This window comes from Psychrobacter sp. NPDC078501, from assembly GCF_044900935.1.
Lineage (GTDB): Bacteria > Pseudomonadota > Gammaproteobacteria > Pseudomonadales > Moraxellaceae > Psychrobacter.
Window position 1 is genome coordinate 207484 of sequence record NZ_JBJDOS010000004.1, and the last position, 18936, is coordinate 226419.

15 protein-coding genes are annotated in these 18936 nt (G+C 41.1%); 14 read left to right on the forward strand and 1 reads right to left on the reverse strand.

Annotated elements, in window-relative coordinates; genetic code table 11:
• The first annotated feature begins 311 nt into the window (after nucleotides 1–311).
• From ssb to ACI2IW_RS09180, 9 genes are all read left to right on the forward strand, one after another.
• A complete protein-coding gene (gene ssb / locus ACI2IW_RS09140; RefSeq protein WP_404693443.1) occupies nucleotides 312–935 on the forward strand; it encodes a single-stranded DNA-binding protein in 624 nt (207 codons plus the stop codon).
• Nucleotides 936–1928: 993 nt separating this feature from the next.
• Complete coding sequence (locus ACI2IW_RS09145) at nucleotides 1929–2252, forward strand: H-NS family nucleoid-associated regulatory protein (RefSeq protein WP_101204384.1); 324 nt, start codon at nucleotides 1929–1931, stop codon at nucleotides 2250–2252.
• Between the two features lie 229 nt (nucleotides 2253–2481).
• Complete coding sequence (gspN, locus tag ACI2IW_RS09150; RefSeq protein ID WP_404693444.1) at nucleotides 2482–3309, forward strand: type II secretion system protein N; 828 nt, start codon at nucleotides 2482–2484, stop codon at nucleotides 3307–3309.
• Nucleotides 3310–4215 (forward strand): type II secretion system protein N, encoded by a 906-nt coding sequence (locus ACI2IW_RS09155; RefSeq protein ID WP_404693445.1) that lies wholly within the window; start codon nucleotides 3310–3312, stop codon nucleotides 4213–4215.
• Nucleotides 4216–4292: 77 nt separating this feature from the next.
• Nucleotides 4293–6539, forward strand: a complete 2247-nt coding sequence (gene gspD, locus ACI2IW_RS09160; RefSeq protein ID WP_101204387.1) for a type II secretion system secretin GspD — start codon at nucleotides 4293–4295, stop codon at nucleotides 6537–6539.
• A 204-nt stretch (nucleotides 6540–6743) separates the two neighbouring features.
• The gene (locus ACI2IW_RS09165) at nucleotides 6744–6920 is read left to right on the forward strand and encodes a hypothetical protein (protein ID WP_404693446.1); all 177 of its coding nucleotides are present in this window, start codon (nucleotides 6744–6746) and stop codon (nucleotides 6918–6920) included.
• A gap of 162 nt (nucleotides 6921–7082) precedes the next feature.
• The gene (locus ACI2IW_RS09170; RefSeq protein WP_404693531.1) at nucleotides 7083–8015 is read left to right on the forward strand and encodes a TatD family hydrolase; all 933 of its coding nucleotides are present in this window, start codon (nucleotides 7083–7085) and stop codon (nucleotides 8013–8015) included.
• Nucleotides 8016–8115: 100 nt separating this feature from the next.
• Nucleotides 8116–8976: a ThiF family adenylyltransferase gene (locus ACI2IW_RS09175; protein ID WP_404693447.1), complete on the forward strand. Its 861-nt coding sequence runs from the start codon at nucleotides 8116–8118 to the stop codon at nucleotides 8974–8976.
• A 30-nt stretch (nucleotides 8977–9006) separates the two neighbouring features.
• On the forward strand, nucleotides 9007–10809 hold the full coding sequence (locus tag ACI2IW_RS09180; RefSeq protein ID WP_404693448.1) for an ATP-binding protein: 1803 nt from the start codon (nucleotides 9007–9009) through the stop codon (nucleotides 10807–10809).
• A 157-nt stretch (nucleotides 10810–10966) separates the two neighbouring features.
• Here the strand turns inward: ACI2IW_RS09180 and efp are convergent, their stop codons facing one another.
• Nucleotides 10967–11539: an elongation factor P gene (efp, locus tag ACI2IW_RS09185; RefSeq protein WP_057761310.1), complete on the reverse strand. Its 573-nt coding sequence runs from the start codon at nucleotides 11537–11539 to the stop codon at nucleotides 10967–10969.
• A 160-nt stretch (nucleotides 11540–11699) separates the two neighbouring features.
• Here efp and epmB point away from each other — a divergent pair, with 160 nt between their 5' ends.
• The 5 genes from epmB to ACI2IW_RS09210 all read left to right on the forward strand — a co-directional run bounded on the left by epmB (nucleotide 11700) and on the right by ACI2IW_RS09210 (nucleotide 18833).
• A complete protein-coding gene (epmB, locus tag ACI2IW_RS09190) occupies nucleotides 11700–12707 on the forward strand; it encodes an EF-P beta-lysylation protein EpmB (protein ID WP_404693449.1) in 1008 nt (335 codons plus the stop codon).
• 368 nt (nucleotides 12708–13075) lie between these two features.
• A complete protein-coding gene (locus ACI2IW_RS09195; RefSeq protein ID WP_404693450.1) occupies nucleotides 13076–14833 on the forward strand; it encodes a hypothetical protein in 1758 nt (585 codons plus the stop codon).
• A gap of 321 nt (nucleotides 14834–15154) precedes the next feature.
• Entirely contained in the window at nucleotides 15155–17242 is a 2088-nt protein-coding gene (locus ACI2IW_RS09200) for an EAL domain-containing protein (protein WP_404693451.1), read from the forward strand.
• 64 nt (nucleotides 17243–17306) lie between these two features.
• Entirely contained in the window at nucleotides 17307–17765 is a 459-nt protein-coding gene (locus tag ACI2IW_RS09205; RefSeq protein WP_404693452.1) for a c-type cytochrome, read from the forward strand.
• Between the two features lie 42 nt (nucleotides 17766–17807).
• A complete protein-coding gene (locus tag ACI2IW_RS09210; protein WP_404693453.1) occupies nucleotides 17808–18833 on the forward strand; it encodes an AAA family ATPase in 1026 nt (341 codons plus the stop codon).
• Nucleotides 18834–18936: the final 103 nt, after the last annotated feature.

Consider the following 18936-nt stretch of genomic DNA (forward strand, 5'->3'; position numbering starts at 1 on the left):
ATAAATTACTTGATAATAAGTTAGGTGCTATGCAATATCGATAAAGGTAGATGGTGTTCTTTAATAGTTTAAAATGGCAAAATAGCAGCATATTTATCTATTACCTATTATTTATTGGACTCTACAATATTGATTAGTATATCAAGATAGAGTATCTAAGCGACATAGACTGACGTGCACCATAGGTAGCCTATAGATATTTCGATAGAAATTGGTTAAAGTAAAATTATACAATTGATAGTATCAAATGACGCTATCAGATAACGATTAAAACAATTTATTAAATTATTCATAAGTAAAAGGACGGTATCATGCGCGGAGTCAATAAAGTTATCATCATCGGTAACCTCGGAGCAGATCCTGAGGCACGCCAATTCAGCAATGGCGGTAGCGTAACCAATATCTCGGTTGCGACATCAGAGCAGTGGACAGACAAACAAAGCGGCGAAAAAAGAGAAGCGACAGAGTGGCATCGTATCGCACTTTTTAACCGTCTAGGTGAAATCGCAGCGCAATACCTGCGCAAAGGCAGCAAAGTCTATATCGAAGGTAGTTTACGTACACGTAAATACCAAGACCAAAGTGGTCAAGACCGTTATATTACTGAGATTCGTGCTGAACAAATGCAAATGCTTGATGGTCAAACTGGCGGTGGTCAAGGTGGAGATAGCTTTGGTGGTCAAAACCAAGGTCAGAGTGGCAGCTATAATAATCAAGGTGGCCAAAACAACCAGAACAACTTTGGTCAGCAAGCAAATAATCAAATGGCACATCAAGGTGGCTACAATCAACCAGCGGCTCAAGGTGGTCAGAATAGCTTTAACAATCAAGTGCCTGCTCAGCAAAATCAGTTCAATCAGCCAGCACAGAAACCTGCACAATCTAAGCCTACAGCAATGCCAGATGGCCCTGTAGATGATGACATTCCGTTCTGAGGATGATAAGAAAGAAAGTGTAATGTTTGTGCGTCAGAGCCCCGTGTTAATGGGGCTTTTTTAATGCTTGCTATAGTTGATTCAATTTAAAAAAGATCTAAGGCAACTGAGTGCAGATGTATATGTCATACTTTAAGCGAGGTTAACGCTGTAGCTCTTTTATAGAGGATTAGCTATATCCAAAAATATAATTCAGTTGATGCTTTTTAACGTAGCTAAACTAATTTTTTATTAAAGAAGTTTTTAATTTATTTCGTAAGCTCTTAATATTTAAATTGTTAAACTTAAGTTTATTTAGTATTGGTTTAATGCTATTGATTTTTACATTAGTTAATATGCTTACTACCTTCTATACTCTATATTGACCGTTTGTACCAAAAAATAATTATGATTAGTGACGTTTGGTTTTAAAAATTGCTATACTAACTTTATATGGCGTATAGTTAATATATATTGATCGTTTTTAAATAAAATAAATCGAAAGCTATTTAGATAATAGGTCTTTATATGAAATGGTTAACTTCTTCAGAAAGCACTATAGGAACGACATAGTGAGTTAATGCAAGACTACCCTTAAGATTAGCAGTATTTGAGAGTATAGTGCATAGAGATACTACTCTATTATTTTAACAGTAGATTTTTGTTGAAATATTACTATGGAACTTTCGCAATAGTTAAAATGTCAAAGCTTTGTTTTATTATTAGAAAATACTTTCAAAGCTATATATAGCAATATATAAAGAATGATGACTTGTGTGTTTAGATTTATCTAAAACTAATTTTATTTAAAGTAGATATAATGAGTATCTATCGCTATATATCTTCTATTTATAATGGGTTGTTCGGGTTGTTATTAGAAATTAAATATTCTTCAGAGTTAATTGTATTTTATACATAGATTTAATGGCTAATGAACGATTTGTTCTCCGCATGTTTTCACGAAAAATAATACCTCAATAGAGGCCACACTCTTATTTTATAGTTGGATTTATTATGAGCAAAAATAACGCAATCGATTTAGAAAATTTGAACGTAGATGAGTTACGTGCTATCACTGAAAACGCTCAACAACTTATCGCCAAAAAACAACATCAACGTTTGTATGATGCCTATATGCAGTTCGAGCAGATTGCAGAAGATAGCAATGCAACGATCGAAGAGATACTGAAAGCTGGTGAAAAGTTAGAGAAAAAACGCAGTATTAAATATCGTAATACTGATGATCATAGTGAAACTTGGACTGGCCGTGGTCGTAAGCCAACGTGGTTAGTTGAAGCTCTAGCAGCAGGTCGTGATATCGAAGATTTTGCTATTTAATTAGCTGTTTTCTTATAAAGTTACTTTCTGTAAACCAGTTTGAAGTTGCTATTTATAATGGTGTATTTACAACCATTTAGCGACAGACATAGCTGCTTTCGAGAAAATAAAAGCCAGTATCTTTACTGCCAGTATTTTGGCAAAAAGATACTGGCTTTTTTTCTGTCATCTATATGCCATTGTTTGTTATGATAATGACGTTTTTGTCTTATATAAGAGTTGTACGACTGTGGCCCAAGTATCTGAGTTTTCTCATAAACGTCCCCGTAAGCTCTGGTGGCTAGTTGGGTTTGTGTTGTTTGCGCTGTTTGCTGTTTTGCAAATGCCAGCAGCATGGTTACTTGAGAAATATGCGCCAGATACGCCTTATGTTCAGCATGTATCCGGCAATGTATGGCAAGGTGCTGCTATTTGGCAATTGCCTATGTCATCGTCTTCGCTCACAGGTATGGCGGAATGGTCATGGCAGCCTTGGCAGTTACTCATAGGTAAGCTAGGTGCGGACGTCAACATTCACTCAGCACAGACACGCCTGAATGGGCAAGTTAAACTTGGGCTAAACTCATGGCAAATTGACAACATGAGTGGAAAAATTGCACCTGAGACGCTAGCGAGTATGGTCAACTGGCAGCTGCCAAATACCCCTATTCAAGTAAATAATGTATCGCTAACGCGCCAGTCTGGTAAAAGTGACGCATCTAGTAGTGAGCCTGCTAAAGACGCTGGCGGATTTAGTGCAGCGGATGGTCAATTGACTTGGGTTGGTGGTGAGGTAGGCTATCCTAGTGGTGGCAAAGTTTTTTATATTACGATGCCCGCTCTAAGAGCCGAGCTTAGTACAGAGCAAAAAAACGATAGAGATTTGCTGCATATTAATTTATTGAATAATCAAGATAAGCGTTTGGGAGATCTGTATCTCGATAGCGATAATATGCTCGATGTTAGTTTGACGCAGCGTTTGCTAGAGAACATGCCTGAGTATAAAGGACAAGCCCCTCAAGATACGCCAGTTGTCAGTGTGCGCCAGCCATTGCTAACTGGTTTGGGGGCGAACTAAATGTTTAATATCGCCGCAAGCCTAAAACCTGTTATCAATACTCTCAATCGTTTTTCAGGTTGGCTATTATTGTTAGCCATTGCTTGGCTATGTTGGACAGCCGCCCGTCTCTTATGGTTATTACTAGCAGCACCTTTAGCGCCTACATTGCCTTTAACGCCTCTACAAAATAGTGCCAAATCCACCAATGATTATAGTGGCTTGTTTGCAATCTTTGCTGATCCCGATCCTATTACTGCAGCCGTACAACCACCTCCCAACATTGAGCTCAAAGGCGTACTACTAGCCATACCTGAGAGCATGTCTTCCGCCTTATTGAATGTCAATGGGGAAGTCAAAAATTACCGCATCGGTGATGAGCTAAAAGACAGCGATTATACGCTCGTGGCTGTTGACTGGAATTCAGTTATCATCGCTGATGCTAACGATAAAGAAACCGTTATTAAAATGCCAGATGCGATGCCATTAGACCAAAGTGATATGCTAGCAAGCGGAATAACCAATCAGCGTTTGCCAAACAATAGCATGTTGCCTACAGCGCCCCAGCCAGTACAAAACGCTGTTCCTGAGGTAGAAGGGACAACTGGCGCAGACACTCCAAGTAGTCCTCAATCAGCTATCGAAGAAGCGGTTACGGCCTTGCAAGAAAACCCTGCCAGCTATTTAAGTAGAATGGGGGTGATGGCATCAGGTGAAAGCTACCAAGTCACAGCGGCGATGCCTGCTGGCCTACGTAATCGTTTAGGGCTTGAGCCAGGCGATAAGGTACTGACCGTCAACGGACAAAGTGTAGGTAATAACCCTGCGCAAGATGCTGGTGTACTTCAGCAAGTACAGCAAGCAGGTGAAGCGCAGATAGAGGTTCAACGTGGTGAGCAAGTTATTACGATTCGCCAGCAGTTCTAGCAAGGTAGGTTTTTAGCAAAATTGCTCTTTAAAAACTCAGCACATAGTAAGCAATATCACTGTAGGTAATCATCAATATGGTAAGTTTTCAGAATTTTTCAGCCACGCCTTTGTACCGTAGCCTGCAGCGTTTGATGCGCCTGTGTCGTCCACTTTGTCTAGCAGTACCTTTATGGGCTGCTGGTGTTGGTCTTGCCAATGCTGAGAGCTGGAAAGTCAATTTACAAGATGCTGATATCAAAGCCTTTATCAATGAAGTTGCGACCATTACAGATCAAAACTTTGTGCTTGATCCACGTATCAATGGCAATGTTACAGTCATCTCCAATAAAGCCCTGTCCCGTGATGAGATTTATCAGTTATTTCTGAGCGTGATGCAAGTGAATGGTATCGCTGCGATTGAATCGGGAACGACGACAAAACTGGTGCCAGATAATATTGCTAAGCAATCTGGTGTGGCGGTTGATTTACGCGGTGATAGTGTTGGCGAATCGCTCGCCACTCGAGTTATTTATTTGACCAACACCCAAGCTGCAGAAGTATTAGGAGTTATTCGCCCATTGATGCCGCAGTCGGCTCACGCGGCCGCTGTACCTGGTGTCAACGCGCTAGTATTGTCCGATAGAGCAGACAGCCTTAACCAACTGACAGCCCTTATCCGTGATTTAGACAGCAATGTGAATGACAGCTTGCAAGTGATACCACTACGCCACGTCGATGCCGAACGTATGATGGAATTGATTAGCGCTTTAGTCTCAAGTGCGGGTAGTGGACAAGCTCAAGGTGGTAACAATCAGCTAAAGGTGATTGCTGATACGTCAAGCGATAGACTGCTAGTCAAAGGCAGTCCTGAAATGATTGCTAAAGTCCAAGAAATGGTCAATCAATTGGATACCACGCCGACCAGACGTTTAAGTGGTCTACGTGTCTTTCGATTAAAGTACGCTAGTGCGGGTCATATCGCCGATATGTTACGCGGCTTACTTGCTAATCAATCTATTAATAGTGCTGGCGCGACCTCGACATTAGAATCAGCCTCACTAAATGATGTAAGTAGCACAGGCGCCGCAATTAATAATGCAGCCAGTGATAGCCTTGGTAGTAGCAGTGCGGCCGCTGTGTCGACTAGCAGCACAAGCGGAACAAGCACAGGAGTGGGCGGTCGTCCGTTTAGTATTATCGCTGATGAAACTCAAAATGCCGTTATCGTCAATGCCGCACCTGAGCTAATGTTTGAGATTGAAGATGCGGTCAACCAATTAGACAGTCGCCGTGCCCAAGTATTGATTCAAGCGGCTATTGTTGAAGTGTCAGGCGATGATGCCACCCAGCTAGGCGTTCAATGGGCGTTAGGTAACGCCAATAGTGGCTATGGAGTGGTCAATTTTAATAATGTGGGAGCCAGCGCGACGACACTTGCGGCGGCGGCTTTGGCAGGGACGAGTACGGCAGGTATTAGTGCTGCTGCCAGCTCTATCGCGGGTGCACTGATAGGCATTGGAGATAGTCGCAAAGACAGTCAGGGCAATACAGAGTTTTATGGCGCTATTCTACAGGCGCTTGACTCATCTACCAGTGCCAACTTGCTATCCATGCCATCGATTTTGACATTGGATAATGAAAAAGCCAGTATCTTAGTTGGTCAAAACGTACCTTTTGTCACAGGTTCTTTTACCACTAGTGGCAATAATTCAAACAACCCATTTCAGACAATTGATCGCCAAGACATTGGTATTAATCTGAATGTTATTCCCCATATTGGTGACAATGGCACAGTACGTTTAGAGGTATCACAAGAAGTCTCGTCAGTGGTACCAGGTAGTACGGGGAATGCCAGTGGGCTAATTACCAATAAAAGCCTTATTAATACGACCATTCTAGCGGATGATCAGCAGACGATTGCCTTGGGCGGCCTGATGCGTGACAACACCACCACACGTCAACAGAAAGTTCCTGGACTGGGTAATGTTCCAGTCATCGGTAGACTCTTTCGTTCTGACAATGACAGCACCCAAAAGAGCAATTTGATTATCTTTTTACAGCCGACTATTTTACGTGATGGCGGGGCGGTAGCGAGTGTGACTGAACGCAAATTCAATCAAATGCGAGTGTTGCAGCTGGTCATTGATAAAAACGGTACGATTAAGCAATTACCATTGAGCGGCACTGAAGGTTGGAATGGTAATGTCAGTGCGGATTACGAGCTCATGCCGCTAAATCCCCTTATCCCTAAACGTGATCAAGCGCCAAAATCTACTTCGCAAGGTTTTACGAGAGTAGATAGTCCTAATAGTGGTATCACGACCTATCCTCTTAATCGTTAAAATATTAGCTCTATATATAACGGTTAATGTGATTCAATTGGCATAAATTAATGTACGATGTAATAGATACTAGTTACATCGTACATTAGCTTGCGTATTCATAACACAGATAAACATAGCCACTTTCATATTTAGGTATATTAGTTACTAATAAAATAATGAGTTACGTATCTTACTTTTCACCACAGTAAATCAGAAACTAAGATGACAGATTATAAGAATACAAAAAAGTGGCTTTTACTGAGTGTGGCTGCAACTGCGCTATTGCTCATCCCTAGGCGTAGTAGTCGAAAGGCTGATATAAAGGCAGTAAATAGCCATGATACTGTAACTGAAAATATTGATATTGACGATGCTCGTGAGAATGCAGCTAGTAAATAGAAGCTAGTAATTAAAAAATAGAAGATTAAAAATGCGTTTATAGTCACTTTTTATATATACAAGCACTTATATAGGAAGAATTGCTCAGCATTTATTACTTAGTTTTATGTTTTAAAAAGTTAGTTTTGGAGTTGATTAATGTGTGGCAACGAATCAGCGACTATGGCTGAGAGAACAGATGCTAGAGAAGTTTTAAAGAATGTCTATCCTCTTATAGATACGCATACACATTTTGATGCTCCAGTATTCGATACTGACCGAAGGCAGCAGGTAGAGCAGGCTTATAGTCAAGGTATCCATCATTTAGTGCTAGTAGGTTATCTATATGAGTATTTTGATCGAATGTATGATACTCAAGATTTCATCAATGACATGTCGCCATCGTCTGTGACAAAGATGAATAATAAAGATAAGTGCGATGTCGCAGCCTATATCGCGCTCGGTTTACATCCTTTTTATATTGAGCAGCATACCGATGATCATTTGATACAACTTGAACAAATGGTGATGGGTCGTCGTCCATTAGCTATTGGTGAGATTGGATTAGATACCTTTACCAATACAATGAAGCAGCCTGATGTATTTGCTAAACAAAAAAGGTTCTTTGCGGCGCAGTTGGATATAGCAGTGGCCCATCGACTGCCAGTGATGCTGCATATTCGTAAAGCGCATGCTGAAGCACTTGCAATATTAAAAGCGCATAAATACGATGCGCATAAATTAGGTGGTATTGCCCACAGTTTTAGCGGTGGTGAACAAGAGGCGAAGGCTTTTGTAAAATTGGGGTTTAAGCTTGGTGTTACGGGTCAGATTACCAACCCAAATGCCAAAAAACTGCGCCGTGCTATTCAAGTAGCAGTTGAGAGTCATGGTATCGAATGCTTGGTCATTGAGACGGATTGTCCAGATATGACACCTATTATGTGTCAGACAACGGATGACACCCATTCACATAATAGGAATGTACCAGCCAATCTGCCATGGGTATTAGCAAGCTTGAGTGAGCTATTAGAAATACCACATGATAAACTTGCTAAGCAGTTATGGCAAAATAGCTGTGATGCTCTGAAAGTAGACTGGGCTTATTCAACGTAACTATACTATTTATAAGAAAAACATAGCGGTAATTAGAAGCTAAAAAGTACTAGCCAAATAAGTGACAACCAAAATATTTGAAAAGAGAATTTGATCTGTTATGAGTGACACGCGACAATTTGAACAACCAGAATCCGTCGAAGACAGTCTTGCACAAGACGAATCGCGCCAACAAGATGAGCAGTACGATCGTCGTTTTCAAGGTACACGGACACTATATGGTACCTCTGCGGTTGATACTTTTTCGGCAGCTCATGTCTACATTATTGGTGTAGGAGGGGTGGGCTCTTGGGCAGCAGAGGCGCTAGCTCGGACAGCAGTGGGAACGATTACGCTGATTGATTTGGATGTATTGGTTGCGTCTAATGTCAATCGGCAATTGCCTGCATTAGACAGTACATTTGGTCAAAGTAAGATTGACGCAATGGCAGCCCGTATTAGAGAAATTAATCCTACAGTAACCTTGAATTTAGTCGATGACTTTTTGACAGTAGATAATGTCGCCACACTTCTGCCAAGTCGTGAAGCGGTCAAATCCGCTACTGCTCAGGGTAGACCGATTGTTATTTTAGACTGTGTAGACGATATGAATGCGAAACTAGCAATCGCTTTACACTGCCGATTTAATAAACTGAAGTTGGTTTGTGCGGGCGGTGCAGGTGGTAAGATAGATCCAAGTCAGATTAGAATAAGTGATTTGCGTGACTGTTATCAAGACCCACTACTTGCAAAGTTACGCAACAAGTTACGCCACGAGAAAGGCATTAATAGTGCTTTAAAAGAAAAATTTGGTATCAAATGTGTCTATTCAACAGAGCCGCCAATTGTAGATAAGAGCTGTCAGACAGGTGGTCTGCAGTGTGGTGGTTATGGCTCAGCAGTGGTCGTTACGTCAGTGGTGGCGATGATTATGGTGAGTGAAGCATTACAATTATTAATAAGACAGACGAGTCGTAACTAATACGTCTGATATTATTTAACGGAGTTTACCTTGTCTATATCTAACTTACCTCAGCAGAGCTACCCTGTCGCGGTAGATGAAATAGAGCGTATCAACAAGCTAAAGAAATATCAGGTACTCAATGAAGATGAGGAGCCTGCGTTTGATCGGCTTGTTGAACTCGTAAAGCTGTTTTTTGATGTGCCTGTAGTCACCATTACTTTTATGGATGAGGAAACTCAATATTTAAAGCCAGCCTGCCAATTCGGTAGTGAAGATAAGGCTGTAAGCAAAGGACCACGTAACACAGCTTTTTGTAATTATACGATACTGTCTGATGATGTATTAATCGTGTTAGACACCTTTAAGGATAGCCGTTTTAGCCAAAGTCCCATGGTCACAGGTGCTCCATATTTACGATTTTATGTTGGTGCACCTATTATTTTGAATGAAGACAACAAAAGGTATCGTCTAGGCACCTTATGCCTTATGGATACTGAGCCACATCAGAGTTTTAGCAGTCAACAAGAAAAGATATTGGCGCAGTTTGCAATGATGGCGGCAGATGCGTTGAAGCTACAAGATAAACAGCGTGATGCTAAGCGTGCTAATGAGATGAAATCGAGCTTTTTGGCCAATATGAGTCATGAGATTCGTACACCGATGAATGGTATTATCGGTATGGTAGAGATGTTAGGCAATACCCAACTCAGTAGCGAACAGCGTGAGTATGTTGATAGCATTAAAGTCTCCAATGAGCATTTGATGGTTATCATTAATGGCATTTTGGACTTATCGAAAGTTGAGTCTGGAAAAATGACGATTGATTCTATTCCATTGAATTTATCTAGCTTATGCAATGAAGTCGTCAGTTTGTTTGCAATAAAGGCACGTCAAAGAGGTGTAACCTTAGATTATCATTATACTGAAACACTATCACCTTATGTAAACGGCGATCCTGTACGTCTAAAGCAGATTATTGCAAACTTGGTCAATAATGCGATTAAGTTCACGCGTGAAGGTGGTCAGGTAAGCATCGATGTTAAACATATGGACAATTGCTATTGTCCAGATAACATTGATGAAAAATTCGTGAGTACGAGTCAAGAAAAAGAAGCAAGCAAAATAGAATGCGATGAAACTGGTCAGAACATGACTTTGTGTATAGAAGTGAGAGATACGGGTGTTGGTATTAAAGAAGAGTCGTTAGAGGCGATATTTGACGCTTATGACCAAGCGAATAAATTTACCCATCGTATTTACGGTGGTACTGGACTTGGACTGTCTGTTTGTAAGTCTCTAGTCGATTTGATGGGTGGTCACATTTACGTAAATAGTGAAGTAGGAGTCGGTACGACATTTAGTGTCTTATTACCGTTGACTACTATTGATGAAGACAAGTATGAGACATGGCAAGACTCTAACGATACGACCATGATTGAACCTACGCATGAGCGGTCTGGCCATATCTTGTTGGTCGAAGATGATGCTGTCAATGCGATTATAGCCAAAAAATCACTAACTAGCAGTGGTCATACCGTGACTCATGTTACAGATGGCCAGCAAGCAATTGAGGCTTTTGCTTTATTCCCTGACCGTTATGATGTGATATTGATGGATCATCATATGCCGATTATGGACGGTGTACAGGCAACTATTAAACTGCATGAATTATATGATCCTCAAGCGTTGCCGCCTATTATTGCCCTGACTGCCAATGCAATGGACGGCGAGCGTGAGAAATACCTAAAAGTTGGTATGCAGGACTATTGCACCAAACCTTTTAAGCAAGAGCAGTTGAATGCCTTGGTACAGTATTGGTTAATACAGAAGCAATCATTAGAAGAAGAGTGATTTGCTAAATATTAGTATCAGTGCCCTTGATTAACATTTCGATTAACCATGATCGATAAATATAAAAAAAGCTTAACCGCCTATATGGTGGTTAAGCTTTTTTATTGATGATAAAGATATAAATAAATAGCTACTATCAATCAAGTATTAAAAAATATTAGTTCACGCGAGTTTGGTAGTCGCCAGTACGCGTATCAACACGTACCACTTCACCTTGTTGCACGAATAATGGTACACGTACAACGGCACCTGTCTCTAATTTAGCAGGTTTGCCACCACCGCCTGAAGTATCGCCGCGTACGCCAGGATCTGTTTCTGTGATTTCTAACTCAACGAAGTTAGGCGGCGTGACTGACAGAGGAGCGCCATTAAATAACGTAATGGTACATAGAGCATTGCTGTTTTCTTTTAACCACTTGATTGAGTCACTCATTGCGTTTTTGTCCGCTTGAATCTGCTCAAAGCTCTCAGGATGCATAAAATGCCAAAACTCGCCATCGTTGTATAGATAGTTCATTTCAGTGTCCATCACATCAGCAGCTTCTAGGCTGTCACCTGATTTGAAAGTTTGTTCCAGTACTTTGCCACTACGAAGATTGCGCAACTTAACACGGTTAAAGGCTTGACCTTTACCAGGTTTGACAAACTCGTTTTCAAGAATGGCACAAGGGTTGCCATCAAGCATCACTTTTAGACCAGCTTTAAATTCATTAGTAGAAAAACTTGCCACAAGAAACTCCTAGGGGTTGTAAATATAATAGTAAGACATAGGGCTGACTGTACCAAAATTTTCTGTTATGCCAAGTATTTACGGATTAACGAGGATACTTTGATAGGCTAGACACTAAGGGCGTATAATATCGGATTTTGGGCACAGGTAATAGGCTGTCATGATAAACCATTTAATCACACAAAAAAACTGGCAAACGCAATTATCGGAAGCTATTACATCTGTTGATGAGCTATTGAGTATCCTACAGCTTGAATCAATGCGTGCAGAAGTTTATGTACCTAAGCATTTTGAACTGCGTGTGCCGCGTGGCTTTGTGACAAAAATGGCTATTGGCGACCGTGCTGATCCCTTGCTTAAACAAGTGTTGCCAGATCAGCAAGAGCAAATCAACGTCACAGGCTACGTAGCAGATCCGCTAAGCGAAAACACTCAAAATCCTGTAAAAGGCTTGCTGCATAAATATCAGTCAAGAGTATTGTTAACGATTACGGGTGCGTGTGCTATTCACTGCCGTTACTGCTTTCGCCAGCATTTTGACTATAGTGCCAACATGCCAACTGCCGATGCAAAAGAAAATATCATCAATTATATTAATGCAAATCCTGAGGTCAATGAGGTAGTTTTGAGTGGTGGTGATCCACTAAATGTGACCAATCGACGATTGTTTTCATGGTTAGATACTTTGGAGTCTCTTCCGCAGATTACTACCATTCGTCTGCATACGCGTCTGCCATTGGTGATACCTGCACGCTTGGACGCTGCATTGTTAGAGAGGTTATCTCAAAGCCGCTGTCATATTGTCATGGTCATTCATTGTAATCATGCCAATGAGCTAGATACACCAACCGCTGAGTATTTGCAACGTGCTAGAGCAGCGGGAATTACGCTATTAAACCAAGCCGTGTTGTTAAAAGGTGTCAACGAGACTCTCGACGCGCAAGTGCAGCTTAGTCAGCGTTTGTTTGCTTCTGGCGTGCTACCATACTATTTACATGTGTTGGATAAGGTGGCTGGCGCAGCACATTTTGATAGTAGTGAGCAAGCAGCGATTGAGCTTTATTGGGCGTTATTAGCATCATTGCCAGGCTATCTCGTCCCTAAGTTGGTCAGAGAGTTGCCGAATAGACCTTTTAAAGTGCCGATTGATATTTACAGCAATAGCTAATATAGGGCACTATATTAGCTTTGGAAAATTAGTAAACAAAGAGTGGCTCTTAAAAAAGATGCGGATAGTATCTTTAAAAACCAAAATCTAGGATTTATGCTTTTTTATAAGTACAAATAGATATATGATTGGAACAGAATATATACTGTCAAGATACCAGTTAATTAAAAAGCATATAACGCTAGTTACAAGACTCTGCCAGTATGCAGGTATTGTCAGAGCGTACTGCTAGTTTCAGGCTCACAATAAATAGATATCATCACTTTTCTATAGTCGAGCTTCACAAATATTTTTTATGCCATACATGTATTTGTACTGCTGCATATTACTGATTGCTTCAGAGTGACTAATAGAGAGTAAAGATACTGATGATAACGTTATCAATGTTTCAAGAGCATTTAGATTCTACAGAGCCATTACCCCCACTATCTAATCGCTCAGTAAATGGTCAAGAGCGTTACTTGTTAAAGATGTTGGCAACGCTACCTACGCTTACTCAAGAACAGCAAACAGAGCATTTAGAGAGTTTACTGACAGTATTACGTGAATCCAATATGGATGAACAACAGCGTCTTAAATTGATGGCAACAGTCATTGATGCCTCAGACCGACTGATTGCAGATTTTAGGCAGCACTATATCTATGAGACAGGCGCGCTTAGTCAAGATCAGATGTCTTATATCGATCGAATGCAATCGCTACATTATTTAATTGTCATGGTTTACGACAATGTCATACGTCGCGAGACGCAGTTGTCAGAAGCCTCCTTAAACCAATCTTCTGGCAAAGGTTGGCAGCGTTTTTTTGGTGCTGAAACTAAACCTGATAGCACGCTTGCTATTGCGATTTATCAATCACTATTAAGGTACCAAAAACTATTAGCAGAAGAAACACTGTGCTATCGAAAGCCATCAGCTTACCTGTGGTCTAAAGTTAATCGGTTGTATTATCTGGCTCATCAGAGAAAAGTAGCTGATATTGATTTAAATCTACATACTGTCACGAATCAAACAAACAGTATTCATCAGCTATATTGCCAAATCTGTTTGCATCACTTGTTAAGTTTGCGTGCTATGAGGCGCCCGAATATCTTACTCGTACAGCGTCTACTACCTGAATGGGCTAAGTACATGGTCGCGACAATGGAGCCTGCTACCGAGACAAAGGTTTTTGTTGATCTTCATAGTAGTAATCCACCAAGCTATCTGACCGTCAATTCTCATATCAACCCCTATGAAGATCGTCATGACTGTCTATTTATAGAACTGACACCGATAGTTGAATATTTTGAGTCACGTAAAAAAGCCTTTATCGAAGAAGGTAGCACAGCAGAATATAGTTTGCTTAATGCTATTTCGATGACTATCAGCTACCGCTATTTGCAGCCGCCACTTACCTTGGCAACCAAGTATACTAGCAAGCAGCAGGCAAAGTTAATCACCAATTTTAACGATATACACTACCATGTAGGTCATTCAAAAACTTTTGCCAATTTGATCGCTATTAAACATTTACGAGAAGAAGATAGGCCTTTATACGATACATTTGATAGCGAGCGTGGCCGCAGTAGTGTCATAAATATTGAAACATTTGATGACTATGACAGTTTCTCAGCATATCGCAGACTGCATTTATTGCCAAAAGCTGGTGAACACAATAAGAATGTTGCTGACGAAAGCATTCTCAATAAAGAAGGACTTAGTATAGAAAAAACTGACCCTAACCTTTCTATGACAGCACCGCAGCCCTTACACATCATGAGCCTGATTTTGGTCTATGGCTCTGAAAATAAAGAACAACCTAATTGGTCAATAGGGGTGGTACGCTGGTTCAATGTCGATACTAAAAATCCAGAAGTGGAATGGCAGATACTCGGGCACAAAATTGTGGCATGTGGATTACGTTTGGAAGGCAGTAAAACGCGAAGTCACCATTTTGTACCAGCATTTATTCTCGGTAAGGATGAACAGCTACAGACGACTGGCACGCTAATCGTACCACCTTCGTACTTTCAAACTGATGATAGAGTTATCATGCGTATTGGCAATAAACAAACCTCCCTACGATTAGGACGCAGGCTGATAATGACTGATAAGTTTAGTCAATATGAGGTGGCTCAGTTATAGCACTTAGGGACATCCGTACATAACAGGTGTTTTAGGCTATAACGAAGAATTTATACAGATTGTTGCCAGTAATATAGTAGGCGACAAAGGGCATAAGTTAATCTGCAGTTGGTCTAATTATTGTCTATAATGATAAATATTGTTACTCTGACTTTTATGATATCTCTAACTATAAAATAATTATCATAGTGAAAACTCAGTCTATACTGATAGGATTCATAGAATATTAACGCTAGCGTCTTTTATGTGCTAGGTTAGTTTTAGACAAAGATGTAAAGTAACAAATAATAGATAATAATACGTACGACTAAAAGGCTCCTTATGCGCTCTCAATCTCTTCTAAATTTATTGGTGATCAATGATGATCAGCTCTATGCTGAACGTCTTGTGCAGTTATTGAGCCCTTATTATGATAGTGTAAATTTGGGGTTTTTGGACGATAAAGAAGAGCTATTGAAACTCCTGCGCCAACCGTGGGATGTACTGGTATTTGGTAAAGCTTATAATATGAGCTTTACAGATGTGGTGAGCATCGTACAAGAGCAAAATATCGATCTGCCAATGATCTGTTTAATGAATGAAGAGGTAGCGTCGACTGCCTACAATGAGTATGAGCTACCGACTGTGATTAGTGGCACGATGGTCAAAGCGCTCAAAATGGATCAAGAAATGCCAGTCGTAATGGCCATCTGCCTGCAGCATAACAGTTTGCGTAGTCGCCGTGAGCTAAAAACCTTACGTCAAGTGCTTTCTGAAGCAGAACAGCGTGCTAATGTATTGATTAAGAACTCTAAGAGCGCGGTCGCTTATATAGATGAGGGTATTCATATATTTGCTAATGATCCCTATCTTCAGCTATTCGGCTTTAAATCGATGAATGAAGTGGTAGGCGTGCCTATTATTGACCTGATTTCAGGTAGAGACAATGTCCAAGGGTTTAAACAGTTTTTACGTCAGTTTGATAAAGGTAGTCGCCGAGACGTTGAGTTTAATTTTGAAAGTGTACGGACAGATGGTAGTACTTTTGAAGCGAAACTACAATTGGCATCAGCCACGCTAGAGGGCGAGCCAGTTATTCAGATTATTATTCAGCAGAATAGTAATAATAGTGCGGAGGTTGCTAAGCGTTTAGCTGAAGCTGAACGTAAAGATAATTTAACTGGCCTAGATAATCGTCGCGGTTTTGAAGATCAGATGATAGCAATACATCAGCAGGCGTCCCAAGGACTAATAACCGCAGCCCTGCTATATGTGCAGGTTGATAATGTAGGAAAAATAAGAAGTAGTTTAGGTCTACAAGGAATAGATGCAACGGTCAAACAAGTTGCCCACACGTTGACTGAGCTAGTACCTGATGGGCATGTAAGCCGTTTCAGCGATACTGCATTCACGATATTAGTAAAAAACAAGACGACGAATGAGCTTGAAAATATTGCTAAACATATCGGTTCGTCAATAAAGGATATGTTTATTGAAGTTGATAAACGTACAACCAATACAACAGTTAGCATTGCTGTTGTCAAGATTGAAAAAAATCCTGTAGAGCCTGTCATCATATTAGAACGCGCCATGGATGCTATCAGCCAAATCATGGTAGAGACTTCTAATAGTGGTGGATCGTACCGTATATATGACCCAAGCGAACATGCCAATAGCGATGATTATGCGCTTGCTGAGTCATTAGTGGATGCCATTACTAATAACCGTTTTGATCTATCATTTCAGCCAATATATGACATCAACAACGATCGTAGCGACTTTTTTGAGGTGTATTTGCGGCTCCCATTGTCAGATGCTGACAATACGGTATTAACCCCTGATCAATTTATGGCGGTGGCTAAAAAACATCAACTGTTAGAAAAGATTGATCGATGGGTGCTTATCAATGCCTGTAAGAAAATTAATGACGTCCGTAAAGTTCATCCTGAGGCTAAGTTATTAGTACAATTAACCAATGCTTCATTGGTTGATAAAAAACTGCCAATAGTGGCCAGTCAATTAATAAAAGCAGTAGGCGGTGCAGCTGGTGTATTGACAATACAGTTCAATGAAATAGATATCTCTGATCACTTAACCGTCGCCAAATCTCAATTTTCCGCGCTCAACGATGTCGACTGTCAAATAGGTATTAATAATTTTGGCTCCTCTGTCAAATCTATTGAAATTGCCAATTTTGTCCAGCCTGATATGGTACGCTTGGCGCGCAGCTATATCCAAGATATTGGTGCAGCAGAGAATTTAGAGACGGTCAAGTCTCTTATCACGCGTACTAATGACATCAAAGTCGATGTGCTCATGCCTTATATCGAAGATGCAGCAACGATGTCGGTCGCTTGGAGCGTGGGCGCGCGCTATTTACAAGGGTATTATTTAGAAGAGCCTAGTAGCACAATAAAGGTAGCGAGTTAAAGGGCCAATATGTCATATCGTTTATGTCATGGCGATAATATTCCTCAACCAAAGATTGCTAAAAATGACACTTATTAATAAATATCAAATGAGCAGTCTTTTGGCTGCTGTTTTGTTGCTTGCAGCTTGTGAGAAAACGCCACCTGACCACCGTGCTCCTGTGACTCTGCCCTTATATACCGACGGAGATGCGGACAACGGTTCGATAATTTATAAAGATGCTTGCGGTCAATGCCATCAACGTAATGCAGGTCTGAATAAAAAAGGCCCACAATTAATGAATATATACGGTGCGCCGGCTGCCGAGTTAAAAGACTATACCTACAGTAAAGGGCTAGAAGATTCAGGTTGGGTATGGGATGCAGAGACACTCAATCCATATATTGCAGATGCCCAAAAAGCCATGCCAGACTCCAAAATGCTGTCTGACCCGATGCCAGATGCGAAAGAGCGTGCCGATATCATTGCTTATTTATCTACGCTCCGTGCCGCTGCACCAACCGTTACAGATGATGTGAACTGACTTATCATCGTTATGATCTAAAAAATGAGCCAATAACCTACTATGACCCATGCAGCTAACGATATATCATTATCTACCTCTCAGAGAACAGCGAATCCGCTCAGCCAGCCCATACCTAGTACGGCTGATTTTCAACACAATCAGCAGAAAATTGCACAGCTGTTAGCGCAATTAAATCAGATTGTATTGGACAAGCCGCAAGCAGTTAGGCTAGCACTCAGTTGTATCCTGGCAGGCGGTCATTTGTTATTGCAGGACTTGCCTGGTATGGGTAAGACGACTTTGGCACAGGGCTTGGCACAGTTATTAGGTTTGAGCTTTAGCCGAGTGCAATTTACCAATGATATGTTGCCTGCTGATATTTTAGGTATGAGCATCTACGACCAAAGTAAACAGCAATTTGAGTTTCGTCCGGGCCCTGTCTTCACTCAGTTATTACTTGCTGATGAAATCAACCGTTCCAGTCCCAAAACGCAGAGTGCGCTACTTGAAGCGATGGAAGAGCGCCAAGTCACGCAAGATGGCCAGACTTATCCTTTGCCGCAACCGTTTTTTGTCATTGCTACCCAAAATCCATTGCAACAAGCAGGTGTCTATCCGCTCCCAGAGTCGCAGTTAGACAGATTCTTGTTATGTTTGTCATTGGGTTATCCATCGCCTGCCGCAGAGCGTGAGCTGCTAAAAGGTAAAGATCGTCGCGAGCTGCTCAAAGATTTGGATACGGTGCTTGATACTGAAGCTGTACTATTGGCTCAGCAGGGTGTCAGGCAGGTTTATGTGGCAGATACAGTATTGGATTACTTGCAAAGACTGGTTGCAAAAACTCGTGCAAGCCAAGAGTATCATGGCTTATCCCCTCGTGGCGTATTGTCGCTACAACGTGCTGCCCAAGCGCATGCCTATGTATCGGGATATATGGAAGTAACTCCTGAAGATATCCAAGCGGTGTTTGCTGCGGTCACTGATCATCGTCTCGGTCAGCGTTTCGTACCCGCGCATGTGACTGGTGGGCAAGCAACAAAAACCATCGCCCAACGCATCCTAGCAGAAGTGTCAGTCGTCGCTTAGCGGCTGATATGCTGTTTGACCGTATTGATTAACTGCATCGGTGAACCATAGTTCTACACATAGTTAAATCTATATAACTTAAAAAAATATCAAAGTCACTCAG

What these genes read in the sequence shown, in the direction of transcription:
- ACI2IW_RS09155 (WP_404693445.1), top strand. Translation starts at nt 3,310, where the DNA reads ATGTTTAATATCGCCGCAAGCCTAAAACCTGTTATCAATACTCTCAAT.
- ACI2IW_RS09175 (WP_404693447.1), top strand. Translation starts at nt 8,116, where the DNA reads ATGAGTGACACGCGACAATTTGAACAACCAGAATCCGTCGAAGACAGT.
- ACI2IW_RS09205 (WP_404693452.1), top strand. Translation starts at nt 17,307, where the DNA reads ATGACACTTATTAATAAATATCAAATGAGCAGTCTTTTGGCTGCTGTT.
- ACI2IW_RS09165 (WP_404693446.1), top strand. Translation starts at nt 6,744, where the DNA reads ATGACAGATTATAAGAATACAAAAAAGTGGCTTTTACTGAGTGTGGCT.
- ssb (WP_404693443.1), top strand. Translation starts at nt 312, where the DNA reads ATGCGCGGAGTCAATAAAGTTATCATCATCGGTAACCTCGGAGCAGAT.
- gspD (WP_101204387.1), top strand. Translation starts at nt 4,293, where the DNA reads ATGGTAAGTTTTCAGAATTTTTCAGCCACGCCTTTGTACCGTAGCCTG.
- ACI2IW_RS09170 (WP_404693531.1), top strand. Translation starts at nt 7,083, where the DNA reads ATGGCTGAGAGAACAGATGCTAGAGAAGTTTTAAAGAATGTCTATCCT.
- ACI2IW_RS09210 (WP_404693453.1), top strand. Translation starts at nt 17,808, where the DNA reads ATGACCCATGCAGCTAACGATATATCATTATCTACCTCTCAGAGAACA.
- epmB (WP_404693449.1), top strand. Translation starts at nt 11,700, where the DNA reads ATGATAAACCATTTAATCACACAAAAAAACTGGCAAACGCAATTATCG.
- ACI2IW_RS09200 (WP_404693451.1), top strand. Translation starts at nt 15,155, where the DNA reads ATGCGCTCTCAATCTCTTCTAAATTTATTGGTGATCAATGATGATCAG.
- ACI2IW_RS09195 (WP_404693450.1), top strand. Translation starts at nt 13,076, where the DNA reads ATGATAACGTTATCAATGTTTCAAGAGCATTTAGATTCTACAGAGCCA.
- ACI2IW_RS09145 (WP_101204384.1), top strand. Translation starts at nt 1,929, where the DNA reads ATGAGCAAAAATAACGCAATCGATTTAGAAAATTTGAACGTAGATGAG.